We start from the raw sequence: 23417 nt of genomic DNA, 5'->3' as shown, positions 1-23417 counted from the left end.
GTGCCGCCCGGTGGTGACGTGTTTCGCGTAACGGCTGGCTCAGTTCGTCGTCGTCAGCGTCCCGGTCTTTCCCGCCTCCTGATTGTTACTGTCACTCGAGGGCCGATAGGCGGCGATGGGATTGACCAGCGTGCCGGCGAACTGCAGGTTCTTCGACGGATCGGCCAGATCGATCATCTGGCGGTTGTTGCGCAGCTGCAAGCGGTTGAGGCACGACAGCGTGAACTCGGGCGCGAACAGGTCGAAGCGCGCGAACTTGTCGGCGAATTGCGGATGACGGCGCTGGTAGTCGATCACGCAAGACGCCACCAACCGCCAGAAGTCATCCTCCTCAAGCTGGTTCGAGGCCACCAGGATCTCGGCGAGGAAACGGAAGAAGCAGTCGAACAGGTCGGTGAAGATCGACAGGATCTTCAGGTGCTCCGGCACCTCCACCGCAATGCGGCGGGCCGCCTCCGGCAGCGACTGGCCGTTGTCGAAGATGCCGGTCTCCTCGCCGATGTCCTTGAGGATCGCGCCGACCGGCAGGTGATCCTCGAGCTGCAGGATCAGGTTCTCGCCGTGGGGCATGAACACCAGGTCATGGGCGTAGAAGCAGTGCAGCAGCGGTGTCATGTAGGCCGCCAGATAGCGCTCGATCCAGGCCTGGGCGCCGACGCCGGAGGCGTCGATCAGAGCCGGCAGCAGCGCATCGCCATCGGCGTCCCGGTGCAGCAGCGCAGCCATGGTCGTCAGCCGCCGATGGGGCGCGATGCGGGTATAGGGGCTCTCCCGCCACAGGCACGCCAGCATCTTCTGATACGGACTTTGCTTGTCGGTAGCGGCCTCGAAACCGGCGTGGTGATAGCCCAGCGTGGCGACTTCACGCAGTACGCTGAATCCCTGTGCCTGCAGTTCCGGGTCGCTTGCGACCAGGTTCTCGACCCAGGCATTGATGGCCGGCGTGCCGCGCATGTAGTGGGGCGACAGCCCGCGCATGAAGCCCATGTTGAGGATCGACAGCGCGAACTTGACGTAGCGTCGCCGGGGCCGCGAGACGTTGAACCAGGTCCGGATCGACTGCTGGGCGCGGTAATCGTCGTCCGCCTCGCCGAGCAGTACCAGGCGCTGCTCGGCCACTTCGCCGGCGAAGGTGATCGCCAGCTTGTGGCGCCATTGCCATGGGTGGACCGGCATCAGCAGGTAGTCATCGGGATCGAGCCCGAGCGCCCGCAGCCGGTCGGCGAAACGCTCGCGGACGTCCGCATCCAGCTCCTCGGCGAACAGGGTCTCGGCATCGAGGCCCTCGATGGCGCTGTACTCCGTGCAGTGGCGCGCGGCGGCCAGCCACAGCGGGCGAATCGCGGCGCCGGCTTCCGGTGCGTAGCGGTGATAGTCCTCGATATCGAAGCCGATCCGGCCGCTGTTGGCGACGAAACAGGGGTGACCTTCGCTCATCGCTGTCTCGAGGGTCTGGAAGTCGGCCAGCGCCAGTTCGCCGGCCGGCGGCACGTCACGGCCTGACTTGTAGGCCATGCCGGCCAGGGTGCTGGCGATCTCCTCCAGATAGGTGGGCAGATTGTCGGGATCGATGCCCAGGCGCGCGCGGCACTCGAGCAGGAACTGCGCCACGTCCAGCGGTTGGGAGGCGCCGTCGCGCGTCTTGGCCAGCGTTCTCTTGTCGATCCGCCAGTGATCCAGTGCCATCCGCCGGGCGCGGAACCGGTAGCGGATATCGTCGCTATCGGTGGCGAGGGCGTAATCGGCCCAGCCGTTGGCGTCGATCTCGGTTTCCGCGACCGGCTGCAGCAGTCGCTCGTGGGCGAACTCGCTGATCGCCTTGCACAGCAGGTCGCGGTTGGCGCGCCGCCAGCGATCGGGCCGCAGGTGGGCGCTGGCCTCGCCCATGGCAGTGTCGCGGCGCTGCGAGGCGTGCAGCGTCTCGAACCGCTCGCGGGTGCAGAAGCCCAGGCGAGCGGTCTTCTCCGCCAGCCGGATCTCGCCCTCGTAGACGAATCCCGCCCGGCGGTTGAGCGGGTGGACCCTGTCGTTGGTGACGTCCGGTTCGACGACGATGCGGCGCGTTTCCGGATCGCTGAACAGGAAGGCCACGACGGTATCGATCACGGCCTGACTGAAACCGTGGATCGGCGCGGCCGCCGGCGCTTTCGGCGCGACCAGGAAGTGCATGCCGCGGTCGCCGGGTTGGACAGCGTACTGCTCGCCGACCGGATCCTGACGGGGGTCGTAGCACTCGACCAGAAACGCCGGCTGGCCGTCATGGAGGCCGATGAACGCCTGGGCGCCGTCGCTCTGCTGCATGTCCCGGTAGAAGGCGGCGACCTGATCCAGGGTGTCGCCATTCATGCCCCAGAAACGGGCCCGTTCGCTGCTGACCCAGTCGAATACGAGCGCGATATCCTGATCCAGCGCGAGGGGGCGAAGAGCAAGGGTGCCGATACCCGGCCAGTCGCGACGAAAGCGAATCTCGGGCGAATAGAGGCTGCTGGGCGGCGGGGCCTTCGTCTCGTGGTCGCTCACGCTGCCCGTGGCGTCGTCCATCCTGGCGGCGGTAAGCCGGCTCTGCGGTAGATTCATGCGTCTCTCTCCTGACGGCAAACGGAAATGGCGAACTGGCGAGCGACAGCGGTCATGCCGTGGCTCGCTGGGGCTGGAACACGCGGTCGTCGGGCGCGCCGAAGTCCTGGAAGGTGAAGCCGCGCTCCACGGGATAGACCTCGCGGCCGGCGAGTTCGCGGATGATGCAGGCGTTGCGGTAGCACGCCATGCCGAGATCGGGGGCGACCAGGCCGTGGGTATGCAGCTCGGCGTTCTGGACGAAGATGTCGTCGTCGATGCCGATGCCGTAGTAGCGGCCCACCGCATAGCGACCGGCGCCGTCCCGACGGATCCGCTCCTCGATCGGGGCGAGGAAGGCCGGGGTCTGGGCCGCGTAGCCGGTGGCCAGGATCACGCCCTCCGTCTGGTGGTCGAAGCGTCGATCCTGCTCGGTGTGGGTGAAGGTCAGGTCGAAGCGGCGATGGGCGGCATCGAAGCGACAGCTATCGAGCTGGGCGCAGGTCAGCAGGTGGGTATCCACCTTGCCTTGCAGGCTCTTGGTGTAAAGGCGGTCGTAGATGGTATTGATGAGATCGAGATTGATGCCCTTGTAGAGCCCCTTCTGCTGGCGCATCAGCTCGTCCCGGGTCGCCTCGGGCAGGGCGTGGAAATAGTCGATGTAATCCGGCGAGGTCATCTCGAGCGTCAGCTTGCCGTACTCCAGCGGGAAGAATCGCGGCGAGCGGGTGACCCAGCTCAGGGTATAACCGTGAGTGTCGATCCCCTCGAGCAGGTCGAGATAGATCTCGGCGGCGCTCTGGCCGCTGCCGACGATCGTGATCGCCGACTTCGCCTGCAGCGCGGCCTTGTGATCGAGATAGCGAGAGGAGTGCACCACCCGCTCCGCCACCGGCTGGCAGCAGGCCGGAATCATCGGCTCGTTACCGGTGCCCAGCACCAGCCGGCGGGCGCGATAGATGCGGTTTTCGTTCTTTCGAGTATCGCGGCAGCGGATGCGATAGCACTGCTCGGCGTCGTCGTAGGTAATGCTCTGGACATCGCGATTGAAGCGCAGAGACTCGAGCTGCGTGGTGACCCACTGGCAGTACCGGTTGTACTCGCTGCGCAGCAGGAAGAAGTTCTCGCGTATGTAGAAGTTGTAGAGCCGCCCCTGGGATTTCAGGTAGTTGAGAAAACTGAATCGGTTGGTTGGGTCGGCCAGCGTGACCAGATCGGCCATGAAGGGCGTCTGCAAGGTGGCATCCTCGAGCAGCAGCCCGGGGTGCCAGTCGAAACTCGAGCGGCGCTCGAGGAACAGACCGTCGAGATCGTCGATGGGATCGGTCAGGCAGGCGAGGCCGAGGTTGAACGGCCCCAGGCCGACGGCGATGAAGTCGTAGATGCGGCTCAGCATGATGACTGGCTCCAGACGGGGGATGGACGATTGGAAGACGCGGCCAGTGACTCGCCGGCTCGGGTGATCTCCGCGACCAGCGCCACCAGTTCCTCGAGGCGGGTCATGGGGTTGAGCAGCGTGAACTTGAGATGGAAGCGGCCGTCGACCCGCGTGCCGGCGACGACCGCCTCGCCGCGTCGCGACAGGGTCTGACGGATCTGCTGATTGAGCGTTTCGAGATCGCTGTCGTCGTCCACGCCGTCGGGACGGTAACGGAAGACCAGCGTGCTCAATGCCGGCGGCAGCAGTACCTCGATGTCGTCTCTCTGGCGCATGGCCCGGTAAGCCTGCTGTGCCAGTTCGATCACCTCGTCGAGATAGTCGCCGAGGCGCTCGGCGCCCAGCGTGCGCAGGGTCATCCAGAGCTTCAGGGCGTCGAAGCGCCGCGTCGTCTGAAGGCTCTTGTTGACCAGGTCCGGGGTGCCTTCCTCGGCTTGATCGCGAGGATTGAGGTAGTCGGCATGGTAGGTGATATGGCGCAGTTGGCGGCGGTCGCGAACCAGACAGGCGCTGCAGCTCACCGGCTGGAAGAAGGTCTTGTGGTAGTCGATGCTGACCGAGTCCGCCTGCTCGATCCCGGCGAGCCAGTGACGGTGTCGGCGGGAGAGCAGCAGCCCGCCGCCGTAGGCCGCATCCACATGCAGCCAGATGCCGCGCTGGTGGCAGCGTTCGGCGATGGCGGGGATTGGGTCGATGCTGCCGAAGTCGGTGGTGCCCGCGGTGGCGACGATCGCGAACGGGATCAGACCCGCCTCGTCGCACTCGTTCAGCGCCGTCTCGAGCGCCCCGATATCCATGCACTTGCTGGCGTCGCTCGGCACGGTGATCACGGCGTCGTAGCCGAGGCCCAGCAGCGCGGCCGCCTTCTGCACGCTGAAGTGGCTGACCTCGGAAGTGAGGATGCGTAGCTGGCGGTAGTTCGGAGGTAGCCCGTGATGGCGATTGCCGGGGTGTCCGGGCATCGCTTCGCAGGCGCTGTCGCGGGCGATGCTCAAGGCCATCAGGTTGGACTGGGTACCGCCGCTGGTGAACACGCCGTCGGCGTCTTCGCCGAGGCCGACACGCGCCGCGGTCCAGTCGATCAGCTTCTGCTCGATCAGGGTCGCGCCGGCGCTCTGGTCCCAGGTTTCCACGGCCGTGTTGAGCGGCGTGGCGATCGCCTCGGCCAGGATCGACGGCAGCGTGATCGGGCAGTTGAGATGCGCGACGTAACGCGGGTGATGGAAGTAAACGGCGTGATCGAGATAGAGCCGCTGCAGTTCGTCGAGACTGGCCTCGAGATCGTCGAGCGGACGGTCGAGATCGATCGCCTCGAAGGCGGGCTGCAGTTCGTGGGGCTCGATGCCGCTGCAGGGATTCCGGGCACGGGTCAGGGTGTCCCGGACCCGCTCGACGCAGCGCTGCATGCCACTGCGGTAGGCCTCCAGCGCCTGCTCGTTGAACAGGGCCGGCGGTTGGTCCCGGCTATCGGGTCGGGAGCGTCGTAGCACAATGGCGGGAGCAAGCTCCGTGTCGTATCGCATGGCAGATCCTCCTGATTGCCTCACTTCGGCGCCTGGGTCGATGGCCGGAAGCGCCGGGATGACGTTCCTGCGGACAAAGGCGCGGCCTACGCGACGCCGTGGGCGCGCGTTGATGAACCTCGAATACGGTGATGCGTTGATGGCCCGCTGGCGTTGCCGGGCCGGACTGTCGCGTGGCGAGTCGAGACGGGGAGGCGTCCCTGCCTCCCGGTTCGCCGGACGGGCGCTACGCTTTGTCTGAAAAATGTCTGCGCTTAACCATACGGCGTTAAAAATCGGCTCAAAATACTCATTTACACCCCGTAAACTGGAGCGCCAGCCCGGTCCGTCTTTCGCCGATTTTTGCCTTGTCTGGCTATCGCTCGCCGATTTTTCAGACAGAGCTTAGCCAGGCGTCCGCGTGGTCGAATGGTCTAGCTGTGGTCTCCTCCCGGTGGGATCAGAACTGATAGGAAACGGTGGCGGTGACGTTACGCTCCGCGCCGAAGTAGCAGTACTCGAGCGAGTTGCACGACGCCACGTACTCCTTGTCGAGCAGGTTGCCGACGTTGACCCGGGCGCTGACCCCTTGCAGCCCGACCTGACTCAGGTCATAACCCACCGCGGCATCCACCAGGGTGTAGTCGGGAACCGTTTCGGTGTTGGCGCGATCGGCATAGACATCCGCGTAGTAACGCACGCCCAGGCCGGCATCGAGCCCGTCGAGCGCACCACGGTCAAACGCATAGTGCCCCCACAGGCTGGCCTGGTGACGCGGCGCATAGATGGCGTAGTTGCCGTCCTCTTCCGGGTCGTCGCTCTTGGTGTAACGAATGTCGGTGTAGCTGTAGCCGGCCTGCAGGCGGAAGTTGTCGGTCAGCCAGGTTCGGGCCTGCAGCTCGACGCCCTGGGAACGGATCTCGCCCACGGAGCGATAGGGGTCGCTGGGTTGCTCCTTGGTGGCCACGTTCTTCTGATTGATCCGGAACAGCGACAAGGTATAGAGATCGCGGCTTCCTGGAGGCTGGTACTTGAGCCCGGTTTCCCACTGTTCACCCTCCATGGGTTCCAGCAGATCGCCTTCCGCATCGACGAAACTGGTCGGCGTGAAGGCGGTGTTGTAGCTCAGGTACGGCGCGAGGCCGTTGTCGAACAGGTAGAGCGCGCCGACACGACCGCTGAACTGGGTATCGTCGAGTGTGCTCTCGTTATCGGTGAGATGGTTCTTGTTCTTGATGTCGACCCAGTCGTAGCGGCCGCCCAGGGTGAGGCGCCACTGGTCGATCGCCATCTGATCCTGCAGGTAGATCCCGGTCTGGCTGAGTTCATGACGCTCGTCCGCGATCGTGTAGATACCCGGCGCTTGGGGGGCCGCACCATAGCTGGGGTCGAAGGCATCGAGACTGGGGAAGGAACCGTAGGTCCAGGTGACGTCATTCTTGCGCTTCTGGTAATCCACGCCGACCAGCACGGTGTGGTCGATGAACCCGCCCTTGAGCTTTGCTTCCACCTGGTTGTCGACGGTCCACGCTTGCAGCGACTCGCGTCCGCCGGAGTAGTAGCGGTTCAGTTCGTTGGAGTCCGGCGATACCCAGCCGAAGCCGTAGACCTGGTTCAGCTCGACGTCCGAGTTCAGGTAGCGCAGTTTCTGACGACCGGTGACGTTGTCGCTGAAACGGTGCTCGAGGTTGTAGCCGAACATGCGCTGGGTGCGCTCGTACTTGTCGTAGTCGGCCTCGCCGTCGAAGAAGTTGTTGCTGATATGTCGGCCATTGTGGCGACTGACGGCGCCCTCGTAGGGTACGCCGGAGTGATAGCTGCCTTCGGGATCGTGCTGCAGGTAGGCCATCAGGGTGATGCTGGTGTCGTCGGTGGCGTCCCAGGTGATCGAGGGCGCGATGGCGTAGCGCTCCTCCTCGACGTGGTCGAACTGGGTGTCCGACTTGCTGCCGATGCCGACCAGGCGATAGGCGACGCGCCGCTCGTCGTCCAGCGGGCCGGTGAAGTCGAACGCGGCGCTGCGCTGGCTGTTGGTGCCGGTGCTGAAACGGAGCTCGTTGCGGCTCTCGAAAAGCGGCTGCTTGCTGGTCAAGGCCACGAGACCACCGGGGGACGAGCGCCCGTAGAGCACCGAGGCCGGTCCCTTGACGATCTCGACGTTATCCAGGAACCACGGATCGATCACCATCGAGCTGTAGCTGTTGGCGTCGCCCATCACCTTGAGCCCATCGAGATAGGTGTTGCTCAGGCTGCCGTCGGAGAACCCCCGCATGACCAAGTAGTCGTAACGATTGGACGCGCCGACCTGGTTGGTATAGACCCCGGGCGTGTACTGTGCCGCTTCGCGCACCGTGCGCACTCCGCGTTCGTCCATCTCGGCGCGATCGACGTTGGATACCGTCTGCGGCGTTTCGACGATGGGCGTCTCGGTCTTGGTCGCGGCCGACTGCCCGGTCACCGTGACGGTATCGAGGTTGGCGGTTTCAGCCGACGCCGTGGTGGCGACGGTGTTGTCGCCCGTCTGCTGGGCCCAGACGGGAAACGACAGGCAGGCGCAGGCCAGTGCACTTGCCGGATAGCGCAGAACGTAATGCATGAACGACAGACTCCCCTTGAATGAAAATCGTTCTTATCCATGGATGTTGCCAATAAGAAGACGTAGGGGAGTCCGGTTTCTGAACCGCAATGACGATTTTTTTCAAAAAAGGGGAGAGGCGTTACAACGAGAGCGGCGAATGCCGACGATCTAGGGAAGAGGGAAGAGGGAAGAGGGAAGGGCCGGCGTTTACCGACCCTTTGGCGATGTTCACCAGGTGATGATGGCGATGATCACCAGGGCGAACAGTGCCCACTTGATGGCGTAGTAGAGCGTCTTGTTGCGCTTCTTGAGCGCCTTGCCCTGGCGCCGAACCGCGTAGATGTACTTGAAGGCGCGATTCAGCCCGCCAGTGCGATCTTTGTCGTCGTTGGGCGAACTGGCGGCGGCCATCACGGTACGGCCGAAGAAGTGGTTGAGACTGCGGGCCCAGCCATATTTCATCGGTCGTTCGATGTCGCAGAACAGGATGATGCGATTCTGCTCGGAGCCGTTTTCGGCGCGATGCAGATAGGTCTCGTCGAACATCACGGCCTCGCCGTCGCGCCAGCTGTACTTCTCGCCATCGACATCGATGTAGCAGCGATCGTCGTTGGGGGTGATCAGGCCCAGGTGATAGCGCAGGGAGCCGGCATACGGGTCCCGGTGCAGGGTCAGATGACTGCCCGCCGGCAGCTCGGCGAACATCGCGGCCTTGACGTTGGGGATGCCCACCAACAGCTGCGTGGTCTGCGGGCAGAGCTGCTCTGCCGAGGCGTGGCTCTCGCCGTACCACTTCAGGTAGAAGCGCTTCCAACCCCGGCGGAAGAAGGAGTTGAAACCGGCATCGTCGTAGCGGGACGAGGCCTTGATGTGGTCCTGCAGCGCCAGCGCTTCGTCACGGATCGTCTCCCAGTTGCCGGTCAGGCGCTCGAGCTCCGGATAGTTCCCCAGGTCATGGTAGGGGCGATCCTTGTCGCGGCCGAAGAGCGTCATCAGCGCGTTGATCGGCGCCATGAAAGTCGAGTGATCGGAGAGCTGGCGCAAGGGCTTGTGGCGCACGCGCCCGCGATAGTGCGTGTAGAGCACACTGGCGATGAAAAGCAGTATCAGTATCCACTTGATCATGGGATCGGTTCCGCTGGCGAGCCAATCGCCACGGGCGATCGCGCTTCAGTGAAATTAGTTTGTCCGCTCACGATTTTCGCGAGATCGCGATCAGCGTCAAGAGATAGTCGCCGATTTTCGCCACCTGGCCGGTCAGTCGAGCACCGGCCCGCCACTCCGGCGACAGTGTCTCGAGCAGCTCGATCGCCACCGTCCCGCCTTCGGCGTCCCAGGCGGTCACCCGGGCATGGGGAAAGTAGAAGCGTCGGCGCACCAGCGGGTAGAGCGCCTTGAACAGGCTCTCCTTGAGCGAGAACGCCACGGTGAGGAACTCCCCCTGTCGCTCACCGGGCAGGTCGTCGAACCATTCGCGTTCCGATGCCACCAGGATCTGTGGCGCCAGGCGGCGCGCACGTTCAGCGGTCATCTCCATCTCGGCGTCCAGGCCGATGCCGCGACACGCTTCCCGCTCGGCGACGACCGCCGCCGCCAGCCCCCGGCTGTGAGTGATCGAACCGACGGTACCCGCTGGCCACCGGGGGAGGCGCTCGGCGTCCTGCGCCGGTGTCGCCGGCGAGCCCGTCAGTTCGGCGAGCGCGTGGCGGGCGCTCAGCCGGCCAGCCAGAAACTCGGCCCGACGCTTGGGCGCCGCCGTCGCCAGGCGTTCCGGCAGCGAAAGGTGCCAGCCATCGAGATCGGCCTCGCACAGCACCCCGGTATCGAAACGCAGGGCACTGAAACTCGCCCAGGGCAAGGCTTCGCGCCAGGGCCACTCGTTCAATGGCGAGTGGCACCCTGGCGGCAATTCAGTGACAGCGGCTTCGAATCCGGACATCGCTCAGCGATCGACCAGGACGGCATTCAGCTCGACCGGCACCTCGTCGCCAATCTGCTGGTATCCCATCAGCGAGAGGATCGAACGCACGGTCTGGTTCTTCATCAGCTCCTTGCCGTCCAACGACACCGGCTCGGCATTGCGGGCGCGCACGACATCGGCGGCCTCGCGGGTGAAGCGCACCGGCAGCTTCTCCTGGCGCTGCTCGCCGTTGGAATCGGTGCGGAGCGTTAGTATTTCTACCGTCGACTGGCCGACGGCCAGCGAGTTGATCCTTTCCGGAGGCAGGTGAGTGACGACCGTCACCAGGGTGGTGTTGGTGAGCGAGGACATCCACGGCGGCAGATCGCCGAGGCGATCCAGCACATCGGTCTGGTTGAGCCGAATGGGCAGCTTCAGCGTGCCGTCCGCGCTGATCTGGCCCTCCATGCGGCGCAGGGCGTGCTCGTGGGTGATCGACTCGCCCCCGCTGGTGATCTCGGTCACCGTGGCCGTGACGCGGGACTGATTGGGGTCGAGCTGCCACGCCGCCTGGGCCAGGCCGCAGGACAGGAGCAGCCCGGTGGCCAGGCCGATACCCATGACGCGGCGAACGATCGGTTTCGGTGACATCGTGTCCTCCCTGGACATTCATGGCCTTCAATAGCGGCTGGCCTGTGCCGACCGCTTTGGTTATCATACGGCTCCCGCGTTTCAGGGCCTATAGCTCAGTTGGTTAGAGCAGGGGACTCATAATCCCTTGGTCGTAGGTTCAAGTCCTACTGGGCCCACCATCAAAATCAACATCTTACCGCAATTTATCTTTTCTGGCATTTTGCTAGGTGGCTGTACAGGGGGCTGTTAGGTATTCCCTTAGTGAGTCTGCTCCATCCGCTTCACTGACTCTTCGAACGTTGCCTTCCTCCATCCGCGAACGCCCGGTGAATACTCCGTGGGCGGCGGAAACCGACCATACTTCGCCCACCAGTTGTAGAGCGTCTTGCGGCTGATACCCAATGACTTCGCCGCTTCTCCTACCCGTATGATCGGGTTGTCGCTGTATCGTTCCATCATCTCAACCTCCTCTCAGGCGCTTTCGATGCGCCATGTCTTCGTCACGCTGCCGCTCTTGCTTTCGCTCATACTCGGCGGCGAGCGCTTCTCGGACCCCTGGGGTATGCAGTAGCTGGCGGTAATGCTGGCGGGCCTCCTCGAGCTTGCCGGCTATCCGATCGCGCTGGCGGCGCATCATCGCGAGCAGATCCTCGCGGGGCAGTGGCTCGCCGTCCTCTCCAACCAACCCGGTGCCGTCACACATCGCGCAGGGCCCCGAGCCGAACATGCCGCGCCACTCGCCGGATCCGTTGCACTGCGGGCAGTTCTCTGTCTCCGGCTCTTTCCAGTGGAGCGGTTTGGATTTAGCCATCGGCGCCCTCGGTGGTGTCGAGCTTCTCAGTTACCGTTACATGCAGCGGGTAGTAGATCTCATGGAAGCGCCCGCGCAGCTTGAGCCGGCGTAGCGCGGAGTACATGAGCTGCATCTCAGGCAGTTTATTGCCGTTGAATGGCTTCCCCATCCAGTATTGAGTGTTGTTTGGCACGCCGTGAACCTTCTCGACCCTCCTGGCGTGGCAGTAGAGTAGTCCCCAGCCTTCGGGTAGCTCGCTCGGAACAATCATGCCTGGCGGACACATATAGAAGCGCCAGTCGCCCATGCCGAGGGATGAATCGCTCCGGAATTGTTTCTTCTTGTCGGCAAGGAAATCTGCTCGGCTGACCTTCACCTCGACCAGAAAAGAAAGCCCATCTCGCCAGCCGATGGCGTCGGGTTGTTCGCCGTTATGGGTGGCCGCCTGGAAGCGATCATCGAAGGTCACACCACAACCGATTGAGTTTCGCAGCCACCTCTCGGCGCGCAGGCAAAGTTCTGAATGGGTCCGCGTCTCTGCCTGAGTTTCATCGCCCATATCACTCTCCTGGCTTCGGCAGCAGCGGCGGCATGCTGCCGCTGTCGTATGATTTCTTGACCTGCGGGAGCATCCATCCGCCGACCGTGCTGCCATTGGGTAGGACGATGTGGGCGAGGAACTCCTCTTCGAACATCGTGATGCCGGACTCGACCGCTTCGAGCTTGGCCTTGATGACCAGGGCGAGGGCTCGCCAGCGCTGGCGGCAAGCCTGCTCCCAGGCTTTGGCGGCCTGGGCTGCCGATCGGTCGCGGCCGGTCTCGGTCTTCGTGAACTCCTCGGCGTTGCGCTCCGGCATCTGCAGGTCGAAGCGAATCCGCCGACCGTGCATCTGGAACGCCAGTACCGCGGTACCGCCGTCCCAGCCGTACATGAAGCCGTCGGCGCCATAGCGGGAAAGCGTCTGCTCGATCTCGGCGCGGCTCCGCTCGCTCGAAACCGAGGTGTTTTCGGCGTATCGGCTCATGCCGTCTCTCCGGTCCGGTCATGCTCGATGGCTTTGTTGCGATCGGCTGTTCGCCAATCAGGCCACGAGCGGTTCTCGTTCTTGGTGAGCTTCGCGTCGAGAGCTCGGGCGATATCGTCCGGCGAGTGGCCAGCGCGCCAAGCGCCGTCGAGGGCGAGGGTGGCCACGTCGATCCACTCCTCTAGATCCCTTGGCGCTGACTCGATCTCGCGCAGCTCCTTCCGGATGTGGTCAACGACACCCTGTGCGCGATCACCTGGGCCGAAAGTCGCCTCGCTGAAACGCTGCTGGCGGGCGATGTGCTCGGCGAGATCCAGCCGGAAGGGCTCGGGGATGCCCAGATACTCACGCCACGGCACCTTCTCGCCGCCGACGAGGAAGCCCCAACTGCCGCGATTGGGTCCGGAGATGAAGAGCGTGTAGACGCCGCCGTGGCTGACGTGAGCGATGCGATGGAACTGGCCGAAGCCGATCCGGGCGGTGTCGCCTTGCTGGCGGAATTGACCGACACGCTGTCGGTGCAAGCGATGCCCTCGGATCGGATGGCGTCCGTCAATACCGGTTGGCAGTTCTTCGAGATAGCTCCCGCGCAGGATGATCGTGCGGGCGCTCCACGGGTGGTCGTGCAGGTGGCGGTCTTCATCCGGCTTCACGATGTGATGCACGCGGATCGAGATAGGGCACCACCGATGCCGCGGCTGGCGGCTCTCGTAGCCGTACGGATTGAACAGCCACCAGCGGCGCATGTAGGTCTCGCCGTCCTTCACGATGTCGAAGTAGGGCGTGCGCTGGCTGCGCTTGATCAGCCAATCGGCAACACGCCGGCGGCTGACGATCCAGGCGATCAGGTTCCAGATGTGGTTCATGCAGCACCTCGGCGGAAGTCGCGGAATAGGTGGGTTGAGAGTCGGCCACTGGGAGAGACAAGCCAGGCATTCAGGTCGCGCTGGAATCGGCGGACGCGGTCGGCCTTGGTCGTAGCCCGCGAGCGCTTGTAGTGATCACCCGTGGGCGGATCGATCAGCTCCGGGCCGCGCTGGTTGAGGTCGTAGTAGCGGTACCGGAGCGTGTCCTTGGCGATGCCGGAGAAGGTGGCGAGTTCCGAGAACGTGGTCGGCTCGCCGGTCATCGGGTGGTCGATAATCGTTGCGTTGCTCATACGGTCATCTCCCTTGTAGCAATCGAGCAGGGACGGCCATGGTTCCGTGGATCAGCCGGCGCTGCTCTTCAAGCGCATCGGCACCGCGGCTGGCGGTTCCGTCCCAGTGCTGGACGTAGGCCTGGCGATCGTTGCCATGGCCGCAGCAGGCGTTCATGACAACCTGCTCGGGGAGGGTGCCGAGGCACCCGTCGTGGCCCTCAGGCGTTGGCGGCTTGCCGCAGTGAGCGCAGATTCCGTGCTGCCCGCTGCCGGCCATGTCGGGGGTGTAATGAGACTGTTCCACTCCTTCTCGCTGGCGACGGGCGTGCACGGCGCGCTTGGCATTCCGCCGTGCCCGGCGTTCCTCGGCGGCGGCTTTGCGTTCCCGGCCATTCGAGGGCGGCCGCTTGGCCCGGTAGGGGCGGATCGGCGCGGTGTCGATCTCTTGACGCTTGCCGGTGTGAGCCAGCGCCAGGGCGAGTCCTCGGAGCCAGCCGCCCGGCGTGTTGCGTTGCACCTCTCGATTCATGACGACACCTCCAGGGCGTTGATCTTGTCCGGGCGGAAACCCGACCACTCGTCGAGCGTTTCGCCGTGGTCGTTGGTGACGACCACCACCGGCAGTGACCGGTGGCCGGCGGCTCGGAAACGCTCGCGATCTGATTCGCCGGTGTCCCACGTGCTGTACCCGTGGCCCGCCTTGTCGAGCGCGCGCTTGGTGGCTTCGCAGCGCGGGCAGGCCGGACCGGTGTAGACGGTGATGTTCATGCGGCCACCTTGGCGACGCGCTCGCCCAGCACCTGCTGCACCGCCGCACAGATGTCGAGAACGTACTGGCCGTGGCTGCTGGTGCGCTCACTCATGCATTCCCACCAGTCATCGCCGAGCGTCTTGTGGAGCAGCTCGGCTTCGCTCTCGCCGATAGATCCCCAGCGCTCGTCTGACGCGAATGCTTCGATCTCCTCCCAAAGTTCGCGCGCCTCACGCTCATCAATTTGCTTATCTCGCCGATCGGTAATGACGCCGTGCTTCATCTTCGCGACCAGTTCGTCACCATCGATCTCGGTGAACTTCTCGTCCGGCCGGCGCAGCTTGTTGGCGAGGTAGTGGGTGCTGACCTTGGCAACGAACGACTCGATGCCAAAGTCGCCCATTGCCGGCCAGTAATGGCTCCAGGCCTCCCCGAAGACGTTGATCGTGATTTGGCCCCGAGCAGGGCCGTGATCCTCGAGAATCACATCGATGGGGTCGATCTCGCCCAGGCCAGTTGCCCGACCCGCGCCTACGATGGTGAGCTGTGTCACCTGTTTCTCGATCACTTTCATGGCGTCTTCTCCATCGACGCTGCCGGATCGGCCTCGCCGCCCAGCCACTCGATCAGCTGGTTGGTGAAGGTGACGAGGGCGCCGGTCATCAGGGCGAAGTCGGTTTCGAGGCTGACCACGGGGTCGTCGCCGTCGTCGGTCTGGCTGGCTTCGTCGAGTAGGGCATCGTCGAACTGCAGGGACTTGAGCGCGAGGTCGTCATGCAGCACAGCGCGAAGCTGGCCTTCGCTGCCCAGGCTCAGACGGGACACTTGGCGGCCGCCTTCGAGCAGGCTCTGCATCTCCTCGCTGTCGAGGTCGACCGAGCGTGCGCCGATCACGCCTTCATCCTCAGCGGCGCGTAGCTCGACCCGGTCACCCAGCAGCAGGCTGGCGGGGCGTTGGCCGGGATCGGATAGCCAGGCCGTCATGCCGCGTGATGGCGGCGTCTTAGTGGCCAGCGGGGTGACTTTGAGCGACCCCAGCGTCTGGCGGAGCAGGTCGAGCACCTCCTCGGCACGCTTGCGGCTGGAGGCGTTGATGCCGATCAGGTGGCGGGTGGTGTCCCACCAGAGCTCGACACGCTGGGTGCGGGTGAACGCCTGGGGTAGCAGCTCCTCGAGCACCTGCTCCTTGAGAAGCTGACGTTCCCGCCGGGAGAGCGGCTGGCCTTCGGCAAGTTCCCTGGCCTCGGCGCGCTCGCTGACTTCGTCATTGACCACGGCGGCGGGGAGCAGACGCTCCTGGCGCAGCATCGCGATCAGGCGGTGCCCCTGGATCTCGTGGACGCGGACCTGGCTGCGCTTGCCGGCCGGCGTCGTCCAGCCGACCCGGCGAGCTTCTCGCGGCGACACCGGCCGGAAGGCGAACTCGGCCAGGGCGGCTTCGAGGGCGTCGAGCTCGATGATGTCTGCGTCATGGACTCGGAATAGGTGGGCGTTCTTGAACCACATGGGTAAGCCTCCTTGGCGGCGGTCACGCGGCGTTCGCCGGCGCGGCCATGAATTTCTGCTCGTGGGTGAAGTTGGCCTCGACCAGAGCGCGGGCCAGGGGCGGGCACACGCTGTTGCCGATCAGGCGCACCTGAGTGCGCTTGGGCACCGGCTTGCCGTCGATCTCTGCGAACTGGTAGCTGGCAGGGAAGCCTTGGGCGGCCGCAAGCTCGTGTGGCTGGAACATGCGCGTGCCAATGTCTGTAATGGTGTAGCTCTCGCCATCGATCGTGACGGTGACCAACTGGAAGCGATCAGTAGTAGTGATGGTGGGGAGCGGCTTGCGCAGATCTCGCCCTGTCTCGCCTGACCCGGTGCCGTAGTACGGTGCGAGGAAAGCGGCTACCAGAGCTGGCTTGGCACCACTGGCTTGCGCGGCAGGCGTAAGCGATACGGTGACGAGCCCGTTATGGTCGGTGGCGGTGATGGTGGGTAGCGGCTTGCGTAAGTCGTCACCGATCACGCCGGTGTAATGCTTGGCCACAAAAGCTGCGACCTTGCACGACTGATCTTCAGCGCTAGCGATTACCGGCGCTATGAATGGGTCTGATGCCTGGACGACAAAGCGCATCACGCCATTGGCGATACGGTCCAATGTGGCAGCTGCAAGCGTTTTTTTCCGGCCGAAGATGCTGGGGCACGGTATCGACCAGTCAATGCACTCTGCGGCGGTGCGGTAGGGCGCCAGCTTGCCGCGCTGGACAGCCGGTGCCGCCGGGTCTCCGTGGGTGGCCTTCGGCCAGGAGATCGGCAGGCTGTCGCGCCGCGCTATCAGGAACAGCCGCTTACGAATTGTCGGCGTGCCGTAGTCGCATGCTCGTAGGATGCGCCAGTCGACCTCGTAACCGTGGCGCTGGAGCGCGCGTACAAAGCCGCGGAACATCTGTCCCTTGCGCTTCGGGTCTGGCACCAGGTGGCCCTTGGCGTTCTTGACCAGGGGGCCCCAGTCGAGGAACTCCTCGACGTTCTCCAGAATGATCGCACGCGGTTTCACCCGCGCTGCCCAGCGCACTGACACCCAGGCCAGGCCGCGCACGCTCTTGCTCACCGGGCGCCCGCCCTTGGCCTTGGAGTGGTGTCGGCAATCGGGCGAGAACCACGCCAGACCCACTGGCTGGCCACCTGTGGCCTCGTCGGGGTTGATGTCCCAGACGTCGGCGACGGCATGCCTTGTGCCGGGGTGGTTGGCAGTGTGCGCGGCAATAGCCACGGCGTCGTGGTTGATCGCGAGATCCACAGGCCGGCCCAGGGCCTGCTCGATTCCCTCCGATGCGCCGCCGGCACCAGCGAAGTTATCCGCCGTCTGCTCATGGCATAGGTTGAGTGCAAGACTGGTCATGTTGTCGTATCTCCAGGGTCTTCCCATGCGCTCAGGCAAACAGCCGCCGGTCTTCGTCTACCGGGTAAGCTGGGTTGTGGTAGCACCAGAGCGAGCCGCGCCGGTGCGGGAAGTGGTAGCCGTCGCAGCGGCAGACCTGCTGGCGCCAGGGCTTGGCGTCGGCCCACTTGTCGATGCGCAGCGTGTTGACTCGGTGGCAGTTGCGGCACCGCGGCCCGCGCACGTATTCGTCGGGGTGCATGGGTTTCGTCTGTCGGGCGCCGCACACCCGGCATCGGCAATGCCGCCGGGTCGGCAGGTAGATCGGCATGGCTGACTCCGGTGGGTGTGCAGCACAGAGGCCAGCACCCGGACTGGGGCGCTCGCCGCTGTGCTGGTGGTGGAAAAAAGAGCCCGGCGCGGGGCCGGGCGAAGGTACGCAGGAGATGCCGCAGCATCGGGGAGGGCTCTGCTTCACCGGGCCCGCAGATTCACCCGGTGGTTAAGCCACCGACGCTGCAAAGCCCTCCCCGATGGCCAGCGGATTACGCACCGCTGGCACTGCGTGGGGTCCGAGTTGTTAAAGAGCTACTGCATCAGGCAGCGCCCGGTAGGCGCTCTCGGATACAGGCCGCCATACGCTGGCGGCTGCGTCGTTCAATTGCTGGCGTAGGCGCTGCCGTCGACCGGTGAGAGCACGGGGGCGCAGACCTCGGCGGCGATGCCGTCGTAATCCGGGTGGCCGTAGCGGCGGGCTGGTGCCACGCCGCGGGCGGCTTCGGCATTCCATGTCGCGACGCTTTCGCAGTACTTGTCCTGCTGCATCAGCTGGACGTCGTAGTCGCTGGGGCCGGTCAGGCCGACCGAGGCGACTGTCAGCAGCGCCAGGGTGGCGATCGCGCTGGCGATGCCTGCGGCCGGGTGGGTGATCAGTTGGCGCATGGGTTGTTCTCCTTCTGGCGCTTGCGGGTGATGGCGATCAGGCGGACCTGGTCGGCGATCCAGGCGCGGGCGTTGCCCTCTCTCCCGAAGCACTTGTCGATGATCACGATTCGATGGTTCTTGCTCGGCACGTAGAGAGCGGGGCGGTAGCCGCTGCTCGGCGTGCCGTTCTCGCGATCCCGCGCCAGGTACTGGGTCTCGACGTCAGGCACCCCGTCGGTGCAAATGTGGGCGTCATAGGCGGCGCTGATCTGGCGGGCCGGGTAGCAGAAGGTGGGCGCGTCCAAGGTCATGCCGCGATCCCCGAGAATTCGTGGCTCTCCTGCCGACGGCTCAGCTTGGTGATGCTGATCGTCTGGCGGCTGCCGCTGGAGCGCAGGCGCTGCATGTGAACGTCGGGCGAAATAGCGCTGACCGTAATGGCAAGCAGTAGCGGGGCTATCCAGCCCTTTGAGATAGCCAGCGCCACCAGCTGGGCAAGCGTTCTAGCGCCAACACGCTCGCGGGCCTGCTGCAGCGTGATGCGGGCGGTGTTCTCGGTGATGCCGGCAATCACGGCGATCTGCTTGGCCGACAAGCCCTGAGCAACCAGTGTGGTGATTGATGCTTGTCGAGGAGTAAGGTTGTTCATCACTTGACTCTTGTTGATCAACTGTTGCGCTTAGTTAATCCTAAGCGTTCAACAGTGTCAACAGAGTTGCGCAACAAAAAGCCAGCGAAGATTCTCTCCGCTGGCATCAAGTCCTGATTTCGGTAGCGATTTGGCAGGCTCAGCCCGGGTTTCGGACCTCTCTGCCCTTAACTGCAACGATCAACACTAGGAGGGGGCTCAGCGTGGGGTCCGAGCGTTCGAGTTGGCGTAGGCGGTCGCTTGCGCGACGGAGACGTTCATCCTGGTCGGGATTGGAAGTCACAACACACCTCGCTTCTTGTTACTGGATATATATACAGCATAACCAGTATAGCGATGCGGCTGGCGGATGGAACCGTTGAACGTGTAGGAGATTGGCTATTCACAACGTATGTGACTGACAGGCAATAAAAAACCCGCCGTAGCGGGTTCATGAAAATCCAGAAAACCTATTCCGATTCTGTGATAAATAATTTGTGCAGTTGATCCTGCTTGAACACTGGACGACCCCTCACCCTCAGTGGGGAGTGGGCATCAAGCGCACGTGAATAGGGGTTGCCGGGCTGTTTCAACCCGATGTCATCGACCTTGCCGTTCACGAGGCCTTCGAAACCCTCAATCTCGATTGTGCAGGCACCTGTATCGAGGCTAAGTGAATGAATCCGATTGACGATGAACGGTCCAGGCTTGCCCACCACTAACTCCTCCTGCGATCTGATCGCCATAGCCTCTGGCTCAGAGACGCTTACTGGTTCAGGCAGGTCATGAAATTGAGTCATCGTACTGCAGCTTGAACCAACCGGCGCGACGGCCTTTCGCATGCCAGATTGAGCTGCAGCGATAAGTGAAGGCAGGGTATCCAGAAGGCGTTCACTCAGATCCGCATGCCGCTCGTTGGACTTTATCAAGCCGTTGGCAAGAATCGTATTCAGCTCAGAATTTTTCTCAGCCTGAAGCTTGATAACTTCTACGAGCTCGTTCACGTCACCTTGCCCCGAAAGCTTGTCTTTGATGAAACCCACCAGCTTGGATATCAACCAGTCGAGTGCTGACTTGTAGACGTCTGAGAAGGCGGGGATCTCATGCGCAGCAGCTGTAAGTATAACCAGTAGTGCTTCGTATGAGCCAGACTTTGCGGGCAGGGTGTAGCAACGAAGATCAGATCGTGAGCGTGGCCTCAACACTTCACCGTGCAAGCAGTAATGGGCCACGAGCCGATAGATCCTTGAGCTCCCTTCAAGCGATTTAGCGTACTCAAGGCTATCAAGAATATGTCGGTCAGAAGAGAGGCCTTCATACCTCAGGCCCATAGCTGACATTGATCCGGGTGGGCACGCTATCGTCATAAGCTCACTATGTATCTTTTTGTATTCGAAGTGAGCTTAACCAGATTAGCCGCGGCTTGGCTACTCGCCTCCAGTTTTTTTCAGCAACGCCAGCCCGAGTCCGGTCATCTCGTTCTCGTTCATTTCCGGGCGCTCGGCGACGCGATCGAGCAGTTCCACCGTCGCCTTGGCAAACTGCTGGTCGCTGACATCGCGCGAGATGGAGCGCAGCTCTGCCATCATCGCCAGCACGTGCAGAAGCAGATCTCTGGGTATGCGTTCGTCCAGCGCCTGCTGCGAAAAATCGCCAGAGGGTGCGTCATCGTTGCCAACGAGGTACGCCGGATCGCACTCCAGAAGCTCGGCTATCCGTAGCAGATTCTCAACGCCTGGCAGCGAGCCCCGCATCCAGCGCGACACGTTGCTTTTGTCGATCACCAGTTCATTGGCAAGCTGCGTCTGCCAGCCGTAGCTCGAGTTCCCTGACTTCCGGTACTTCGCCTCAGCGAGCATCTTCAGACGCTTCGGAAATTCCTTCTTGGCCCACTCCGGGCTTGCCACCTTGAACGGCTCGTCAGCCATCTTCGCGGTCCTTGGTTTAGCGAATGCTCAGCATTCTACCAGTTGCGTCGACCGTGCCTATATTGCGCTTCCAATACATAAGTTGCTCAACAGTTGAGCATTCAGTATGCTTTGTTGACCAACAGTTGGGCGTATTCCATGCAACTAATCCCCGAACTCAATCTCTCGATGCTCATTGACCGTGCTGGTGGCACAAACCGTGTCGCGCGCGAATGCGGGCTGACATCCGGTGCCGTATCGCACTGGTTGCGTGCTGGCCGTCTCCCCGACAGCGACCTGAAAGGCGAGACCGATTACGCGGTCAAGCTGCTGGCGCTGGCGGGCCTGACGGGGGAGGTCGACGTGTGGGAAGTGCGCTTGCTGGGAAGACGAGATACGGCGCCCGAGAAGATCGGCGCCTGACGGGGAAGGGGGAGCACGACTATGACAGAGCGAAACGAAGGCCTGTTGGCCTGGGCAAAGACAGCAACGGATGCCGAGATCGGCAGTACCGGCACGACTCGCGATTACCTGCGACAGATCGGTTACGGACACAAGACCGCTTCCGTCGAGATGGCAGTGCGTATCGAGACCGTCTCTAAAGGCGCGGCAACTCGCCAGCAGCTTCGTCCGGATGACTGGCGTGAGATGTGGCCGGAGCTGGCTTTGGAGGCCACGCAGGAGCGCACGGCGTCTCACGATGTGCCGACCGCTGAGCCAGGCACCCCACAATCGAGTTTCATCCTGGAATCGAGGGGACCTTTACCAGGCACACACTTCTTCGACAATGACCGATCAGGCTTCCCTTCAGCTGAGCATATGCTGCAGAGCCGTCTGTGGTTCGAAGAGGGCGCCTCCGGAAAGCTCGAGCTTCGCTTCGCCTGCCGCCCTCAGCCTTTCCAAACACTCATTTTCTGCCTCAATGGCGGCTATCTCGTCTTTGATCTCCTCGACTTCGTGCGGTCTAGAGCAGTGTTTTCAGCGTCTGGATGGCATTCGGTGTTGCCTGAAGGGCTAGCTGAACCAATTGGCTGGTTAGATGCTTCAGGCCCTCTTCCGGGAGCGCCTCTAGCTGGCGGCGAATCAGGGTCTTCTCATGCTTAGGTGCCTGCGAAAGCTCAACCTGAGCCATGACGAGATCGCGGATCGTCTGCGCCTCCAGACGCACGGTGATGACTTTGCCCTGCGCGGTCAGTCCACCGTCTTCGCTGATGTGGTCAAGCCCCTTGGCGGTGATGGTTATCTCGGCGTAGCTATCGAGAGTTCCCATCCGTCGCCGTGCAGGACCTTCGGCCAATCCGTGCTGAACCAAGTAAGACACGGTCGGCGTAACAACGTCTTTGCCCAGAGCCTTGTTGTAGTCGTCGATCGGCAATGGCTGAGGATTTTTGTCGGCTGCCTTTTCGAGCAACTCATTTCCCAAATTCATATCCGGTTTGGCCATGTCGCCGGCCCTTCAGTCGGTTGTGTGAGAACTCCCACTGTAACCGCTGGCGGCATGGCCCTCTATTGCCCGGAGATTGGCCGTTCGCTGATCTCGGGAACGTCTCGGGGGAGCACGCTATGACAGTACACATTCCGGACTATTCGCAGTGGACGCGGGACGCTCTGCTCGACGAGACCCACAAGCAGGCCTCTATCCAGGCAAAGCTATCCGGCGAGCCCGGCGATGCCAACGCCCGACGGGTGAAGATCGCCACGGCCGGTGCGCGTTATCACGCCGCGATGCTGGCGCTGCTGGAGTTGACCGAGCCCTTCGACAAGGAGGCCGCTGCCCGTGTCGAGAAGGCCAAGGCATGGAACCGCAAGGAGCGTGACCGCTACTTCTCCGTGGCGCTCGGTACCGAGTTCCTCCAGCGACATGACGCGGACGCCATGGGGCAGGTGAGGGTATGAGCCTCCTCGCCATGAGCTGGGCGCGTCAGTCCCTCAAGACGCTGCCCACGGACGTCAAAACCCCATCGCGCTTGGCGCTGATGCTGCTGGCGGATTACGCCAACGAGCAGCATGTCTGCTGGCCGTCGATCCGCGCCATGTCGGACGAGATGGGCTGTTCAGTGCGCAGCGTCCAGCGTGCCATCGATCTCCTCGAGGAGCGCGGTCTGGTGGTGGTCGAGAGTCGCCAGGACAGGACGGGGCGCCAGCAATCGAACCGGTATCGGCTGGCCGTTGGGGGAGGGTGTCAATCTGACACCCCCACTACCTCTACCAATTCGGGGGAGGGTGACAATATGACACCCCGGGGTGACAGTCCTGACAGGGGGAGGGTGTCACCGGTGACACCCCTTGAATCTACCAATGAATCTACCACCAACCCCAACACTCACACCGCGGGGCCGGATGCGCTTCTCGATTACTCGGCCTTGGCCGACGACGGCCAACCGCTGACCGGTGCTCGCCAGTTCCCGATGACGCTGGACTGGCAACCGGATTCGGAACAGTTCACCGCGGCTTGCCTCCGAGCCGGTCTGCCGTTCGAAACCATGATCAACCCGGCCCAACTGGCGAACTTCACCGCCCACCATGCCGACAGCGGCCGCCGCTACGGCGCAATGGCCTGGACCCAGAAGCTCGTCGACTGGATCCGCCGCGACCTGAGCCAATCCCACACGAAACCGACCGGAGGTGCCCATGCAAACGGCCGCCAACGTACTCCCTCGCGCCGTCTCACAGCTGCCGAAGCGCGGGAACGAGATCGCCAGCAACGCGAACAGCCAGCCGGCGGGCAGTGCTTCGAAGGCGAATGGCGCCCTGGTCACTGAGCGCAACGTCGACCAC

General features: G+C 63.3%; 27 protein-coding genes and 1 tRNA gene. 4 read left to right on the top strand and 24 right to left on the bottom strand.

Features of this window, described 5'->3' with window-relative positions:
- Positions 1–39: 39 nt before the first annotated feature.
- From DOM54_RS13060 to DOM54_RS13030, 7 genes are all read right to left on the bottom strand, one after another.
- Positions 40–2577, bottom strand: coding sequence for a GNAT family N-acetyltransferase (locus tag DOM54_RS13060; RefSeq protein WP_276309682.1), 2538 nt, complete (start codon positions 2575–2577; stop codon positions 40–42).
- A gap of 52 nt (positions 2578–2629) precedes the next feature.
- On the bottom strand, positions 2630–3952 hold the full coding sequence (locus DOM54_RS13055; RefSeq protein ID WP_110716764.1) for a lysine N(6)-hydroxylase/L-ornithine N(5)-oxygenase family protein: 1323 nt from the start codon (positions 3950–3952) through the stop codon (positions 2630–2632).
- Positions 3946–5517, bottom strand: a complete 1572-nt coding sequence (locus DOM54_RS13050; protein ID WP_110716763.1) for a pyridoxal phosphate-dependent decarboxylase family protein — start codon at positions 5515–5517, stop codon at positions 3946–3948. The genes DOM54_RS13055 and DOM54_RS13050 overlap by 7 nt, the downstream gene beginning before the upstream one ends.
- Positions 5518–5956: 439 nt before the next feature.
- On the bottom strand, positions 5957–8092 hold the full coding sequence (locus DOM54_RS13045) for a TonB-dependent siderophore receptor (protein ID WP_110716762.1): 2136 nt from the start codon (positions 8090–8092) through the stop codon (positions 5957–5959).
- 210 nt (positions 8093–8302) lie between these two features.
- Positions 8303–9199 (bottom strand): lipid A hydroxylase LpxO, encoded by an 897-nt coding sequence (gene lpxO / locus DOM54_RS13040; protein WP_206019100.1) that lies wholly within the window; start codon positions 9197–9199, stop codon positions 8303–8305.
- 67 nt (positions 9200–9266) lie between these two features.
- The gene (locus tag DOM54_RS13035; protein ID WP_162619871.1) at positions 9267–10013 is read right to left on the bottom strand and encodes a 4'-phosphopantetheinyl transferase family protein; all 747 of its coding nucleotides are present in this window, start codon (positions 10011–10013) and stop codon (positions 9267–9269) included.
- A gap of 3 nt (positions 10014–10016) precedes the next feature.
- The gene (locus DOM54_RS13030) at positions 10017–10625 is read right to left on the bottom strand and encodes a hypothetical protein (protein WP_240613892.1); all 609 of its coding nucleotides are present in this window, start codon (positions 10623–10625) and stop codon (positions 10017–10019) included.
- Between the two features lie 84 nt (positions 10626–10709).
- Here DOM54_RS13030 and DOM54_RS13025 point away from each other — a divergent pair.
- Positions 10710–10786 (top strand) — tRNA-Ile (locus DOM54_RS13025).
- A 281-nt stretch (positions 10787–11067) separates the two neighbouring features.
- On the opposite strand, the gene DOM54_RS13015 is transcribed toward DOM54_RS13025, so the two are convergent.
- From DOM54_RS13015 to DOM54_RS12940, 16 genes are all read right to left on the bottom strand, one after another.
- On the bottom strand, positions 11068–11418 hold the full coding sequence (locus DOM54_RS13015; RefSeq protein WP_110716759.1) for a hypothetical protein: 351 nt from the start codon (positions 11416–11418) through the stop codon (positions 11068–11070).
- On the bottom strand, positions 11411–11959 hold the full coding sequence (locus DOM54_RS13010; RefSeq protein ID WP_110716758.1) for a hypothetical protein: 549 nt from the start codon (positions 11957–11959) through the stop codon (positions 11411–11413). The genes DOM54_RS13015 and DOM54_RS13010 overlap by 8 nt, the downstream gene beginning before the upstream one ends.
- A gap of 1 nt (position 11960) precedes the next feature.
- Positions 11961–12425 carry a hypothetical protein gene (locus DOM54_RS13005; protein WP_110716757.1) on the bottom strand — a complete coding sequence of 155 codons (465 nt, stop codon included), beginning with the start codon at positions 12423–12425 and terminating at the stop codon, positions 11961–11963.
- The gene (locus DOM54_RS20280; protein ID WP_206019099.1) at positions 12422–13291 is read right to left on the bottom strand and encodes a dATP/dGTP pyrophosphohydrolase domain-containing protein; all 870 of its coding nucleotides are present in this window, start codon (positions 13289–13291) and stop codon (positions 12422–12424) included. The genes DOM54_RS13005 and DOM54_RS20280 overlap by 4 nt, the downstream gene beginning before the upstream one ends.
- Positions 13288–13584 carry a hypothetical protein gene (locus tag DOM54_RS12995; protein WP_110716756.1) on the bottom strand — a complete coding sequence of 99 codons (297 nt, stop codon included), beginning with the start codon at positions 13582–13584 and terminating at the stop codon, positions 13288–13290. The genes DOM54_RS20280 and DOM54_RS12995 overlap by 4 nt, the downstream gene beginning before the upstream one ends.
- Before the next feature lie 4 nt (positions 13585–13588).
- Positions 13589–14095 carry a hypothetical protein gene (locus DOM54_RS12990; RefSeq protein WP_110716755.1) on the bottom strand — a complete coding sequence of 169 codons (507 nt, stop codon included), beginning with the start codon at positions 14093–14095 and terminating at the stop codon, positions 13589–13591.
- Positions 14092–14334 carry a glutaredoxin domain-containing protein gene (locus DOM54_RS12985; RefSeq protein WP_110716754.1) on the bottom strand — a complete coding sequence of 81 codons (243 nt, stop codon included), beginning with the start codon at positions 14332–14334 and terminating at the stop codon, positions 14092–14094. The genes DOM54_RS12990 and DOM54_RS12985 overlap by 4 nt, the downstream gene beginning before the upstream one ends.
- Positions 14331–14891 carry a phiTE_072 family protein gene (locus DOM54_RS12980; protein ID WP_110716753.1) on the bottom strand — a complete coding sequence of 187 codons (561 nt, stop codon included), beginning with the start codon at positions 14889–14891 and terminating at the stop codon, positions 14331–14333. The genes DOM54_RS12985 and DOM54_RS12980 overlap by 4 nt, the downstream gene beginning before the upstream one ends.
- Positions 14888–15823 carry a recombination-associated protein RdgC gene (locus DOM54_RS12975; protein WP_110716752.1) on the bottom strand — a complete coding sequence of 312 codons (936 nt, stop codon included), beginning with the start codon at positions 15821–15823 and terminating at the stop codon, positions 14888–14890. The genes DOM54_RS12980 and DOM54_RS12975 overlap by 4 nt, the downstream gene beginning before the upstream one ends.
- A gap of 22 nt (positions 15824–15845) precedes the next feature.
- Positions 15846–17201: a DNA cytosine methyltransferase gene (locus DOM54_RS12970; RefSeq protein WP_110716751.1), complete on the bottom strand. Its 1356-nt coding sequence runs from the start codon at positions 17199–17201 to the stop codon at positions 15846–15848.
- 31 nt (positions 17202–17232) lie between these two features.
- A complete protein-coding gene (locus DOM54_RS12965; protein ID WP_162619870.1) occupies positions 17233–17511 on the bottom strand; it encodes a hypothetical protein in 279 nt (92 codons plus the stop codon).
- 326 nt (positions 17512–17837) lie between these two features.
- On the bottom strand, positions 17838–18122 hold the full coding sequence (locus DOM54_RS12960) for a hypothetical protein (RefSeq protein WP_110716749.1): 285 nt from the start codon (positions 18120–18122) through the stop codon (positions 17838–17840).
- Positions 18110–18415, bottom strand: coding sequence for a hypothetical protein (locus DOM54_RS12955; RefSeq protein WP_110716748.1), 306 nt, complete (start codon positions 18413–18415; stop codon positions 18110–18112). The genes DOM54_RS12960 and DOM54_RS12955 overlap by 13 nt, the downstream gene beginning before the upstream one ends.
- Entirely contained in the window at positions 18412–18753 is a 342-nt protein-coding gene (locus tag DOM54_RS12950; protein ID WP_110716747.1) for a response regulator transcription factor, read from the bottom strand. Before DOM54_RS12950 ends, DOM54_RS12955 begins: the two co-directional genes overlap by 4 nt.
- Positions 18754–19202: 449 nt before the next feature.
- A complete protein-coding gene (locus tag DOM54_RS12945) occupies positions 19203–20063 on the bottom strand; it encodes a DUF7946 domain-containing protein (RefSeq protein WP_110716746.1) in 861 nt (286 codons plus the stop codon).
- Positions 20064–20159: 96 nt separating this feature from the next.
- Positions 20160–20660 carry a helix-turn-helix domain-containing protein gene (locus tag DOM54_RS12940; protein ID WP_110716745.1) on the bottom strand — a complete coding sequence of 167 codons (501 nt, stop codon included), beginning with the start codon at positions 20658–20660 and terminating at the stop codon, positions 20160–20162.
- 138 nt (positions 20661–20798) lie between these two features.
- Between DOM54_RS12940 and DOM54_RS12935 the strand changes: the two genes are divergently transcribed.
- Complete coding sequence (locus tag DOM54_RS12935; protein WP_162619867.1) at positions 20799–21062, top strand: helix-turn-helix domain-containing protein; 264 nt, start codon at positions 20799–20801, stop codon at positions 21060–21062.
- A 541-nt stretch (positions 21063–21603) separates the two neighbouring features.
- Here the strand turns inward: DOM54_RS12935 and DOM54_RS20080 are convergent.
- Complete coding sequence (locus DOM54_RS20080; protein WP_162619866.1) at positions 21604–22083, bottom strand: hypothetical protein; 480 nt, start codon at positions 22081–22083, stop codon at positions 21604–21606.
- Positions 22084–22202: 119 nt separating this feature from the next.
- On the opposite strand from DOM54_RS20080, the gene DOM54_RS12920 reads away from it, so the two are divergent.
- Complete coding sequence (locus tag DOM54_RS12920) at positions 22203–22535, top strand: hypothetical protein (RefSeq protein WP_110716742.1); 333 nt, start codon at positions 22203–22205, stop codon at positions 22533–22535.
- Positions 22532–23401, top strand: a complete 870-nt coding sequence (locus DOM54_RS12915; RefSeq protein WP_110716741.1) for a helix-turn-helix domain-containing protein — start codon at positions 22532–22534, stop codon at positions 23399–23401. Before DOM54_RS12920 ends, DOM54_RS12915 begins: the two co-directional genes overlap by 4 nt.
- Positions 23402–23417 lie beyond the last annotated feature (16 nt).

Source organism: Salinicola acroporae, assembly GCF_003206615.1.
GTDB classification, from domain to species: domain Bacteria; phylum Pseudomonadota; class Gammaproteobacteria; order Pseudomonadales; family Halomonadaceae; genus Salinicola; species Salinicola acroporae.
The sequence above is the reverse complement of the archived record's forward strand: the minus strand, read 5'-3'. Positions and strand labels throughout refer to the sequence as shown.